Here is a 2036-nt window from a genome sequence, read left to right on the forward strand (position 1 = left end):
CGCCCCCCCACCCCCCCGGCGCGCCGCGGGCCCGGCTGATGCTCCCCCACCTGGCGGGCGCGAGCGCGGGCGCCGCCCCGCTGGGCTCGGGGGGCGCCGTCGTCGGGGCGACGCTCGGCGACCCCGGCGTACGTCTGGACATCAACGGGCCGCTCCTCGCCCCCGGTATCGGCGCCCAGGGCGCGACGCCCGCGGATCTGCCCCGGGTGTTCGGCTCGGCGGTCGGCAACGTGGTGCCGAGTGTCAGCCGGGGCGTCCTGCGGCACGGTCCCGACAGCGCGGCCCTGCGTGATTCGGCCGCCCGCTTCGCCGACGAGGTGCGTACGGCGGTCACCGGCTGAGGAGCCTCCGGCCGATCGGCGAGGTCCGGGGCCGGGCGGCCCCGGAAACCCGGAGGCGGACGGTCAGAATCAGCCAGTTGACGTCAGGCAGGCCGAAAACCGGGGTGTTATGCCCTAAATATCCCCTCCGGCCAAGGCTGACCAGGACTTTTCGTCTGTTCTCGCTGACTGGAGCGGCCCTGGCCGCTAGTCTCCGTCGAGAGCCGACGCGCAATTCTGTTGCTCGTCGCTCCGCAGGTGGGGGGCGATCAGTTCCTCACCGGTCCGTATCCGACAGTTCGACATCCGAGGTGACGTAGGCGTGGCTCTTCCGCCCCTTACCCCTGAACAGCGCGCAGCCGCGCTCGAAAAGGCCGCCGCGGCTCGCCGGGAGCGGGCCGAGGTCAAGAATCGACTCAAGCACTCCGGCGCCTCCCTCCACGAGGTCATCAAGCAGGGCCAGGAGAACGGCGTCATCGGGAAGATGAAGGTCTCCGCCCTCCTTGAGTCCCTGCCCGGTGTGGGCAAGGTCCGCGCCAAGCAGATCATGGAGCGGCTCGGCATCTCCGAGAGCCGCCGGGTGCGCGGTCTCGGCTCCAATCAGATCGCCTCTTTGGAGCGCGAGTTCGGCGGCGGCTCTGCCTGACGTCCCGGGCACCCCCGGGAAGCTGGAATAATCGCCGTATGGCTGCAACACCCCGGGGGACGACCCCCGTACCCCCGGACCCCCATCCGCGGTTGACCGTGCTCTCCGGCCCCTCCGGGGTCGGCAAGAGCACGGTCGTCGCCCATATGCGCAAGGTTCACCCCGAGGTCTGGCTCTCGGTGTCGGCGACGACCCGCAAGCCGCGCCCCGGTGAGCGCCACGGCGTCCAGTACTTCTTCGTGGACGACGAGGAGTTCGACAAGCTCGTCGCCAACGGCGAGCTGCTTGAATGGGCCGAATTCGCGGGCAACCGGTACGGCACCCCGCGCCGGGCCGTCCTGGACCGCCTGGAGGCGGGGGAGCCGGTGCTCCTGGAGATCGACCTCCAGGGGGCCCGGCTCGTACGGAATTCCATGCCCGAGGCCCAGCTGGTCTTCCTGGCCCCGCCCAGCTGGGACGAGCTGGTCCGCCGGCTCACCGGACGCGGGACCGAACCGCCCGACGTCATCGAACGCAGGCTGGCGGCCGCCAGGATCGAACTGGCCGCGGAGTCCGAGTTCGATACGACTCTTGTCAATACCTCCGTCGAGGACGTGGCCCGCGAGCTGCTAGCCTTGGTGAAGGTTCTTTGATTTTCACTCCATCGGAAGGCAGAGAGTGTCCTCTTCCATCACCACGCCCGAGGGCATCATCAACCCGCCGATTGATGAGCTCCTTGAGGCAACCGACTCCAAGTACAGCCTCGTGATCTACGCCGCCAAGCGCGCGCGCCAGATCAACGCGTACTACTCCCAGCTGGGCGAGGGCCTGCTGGAGTACGTCGGTCCGCTGGTGGACACTCACGTCCACGAGAAGCCCCTCTCGATCGCGCTCCGCGAGATCAACGCGGGTCTGCTGACCTCCGAGGCCATCGAAGGCCCCGTGCAGTAACGCAGACAGTGAGTTCTTTCACTCCGGGCCCGGCCGCCCCCCCGGCGGGCGCGGGGGGGTGGCGCGGGGGGCCCCCCGGGCCCCCCCCCCCGGGGGGGGACGCGGGGGGGGGGGGCGATCGGAAGTGGGGGCGCGCGCGC

Annotated in this window: 3 protein-coding genes and 1 pseudogene; all 4 read left to right on the forward strand. The window is 70.4% G+C overall.

From position 1 onward, the window contains the following. Window positions 1–341, forward strand: a pseudogene (locus ACFXBC_RS34665) (orotidine 5'-phosphate decarboxylase); the annotation flags it as partial. A gap of 301 nt (window positions 342–642) precedes the next feature. Further along, complete coding sequence (locus ACFXBC_RS34670) at window positions 643–966, forward strand: integration host factor (RefSeq protein ID WP_164264567.1); 324 nt, start codon at window positions 643–645, stop codon at window positions 964–966. Window positions 967–1004: 38 nt separating this feature from the next. After that, window positions 1005–1598, forward strand: a complete 594-nt coding sequence (gene gmk, locus ACFXBC_RS34675) for a guanylate kinase (RefSeq protein WP_385033967.1) — start codon at window positions 1005–1007, stop codon at window positions 1596–1598. Between the two features lie 25 nt (window positions 1599–1623). Continuing rightward, entirely contained in the window at window positions 1624–1896 is a 273-nt protein-coding gene (gene rpoZ, locus ACFXBC_RS34680; RefSeq protein ID WP_164264569.1) for a DNA-directed RNA polymerase subunit omega, read from the forward strand. Window positions 1897–2036 lie beyond the last annotated feature (140 nt).

This window comes from Streptomyces sp. NPDC059398, from assembly GCF_042751845.1.
In the GTDB taxonomy this organism is placed as follows: Bacteria; Actinomycetota; Actinomycetes; order Streptomycetales; family Streptomycetaceae; genus Streptomyces.

What these genes read in the sequence shown, in the direction of transcription:
- gmk (WP_385033967.1), top strand. Translation starts at nt 1,005, where the DNA reads ATGGCTGCAACACCCCGGGGGACGACCCCCGTACCCCCGGACCCCCAT.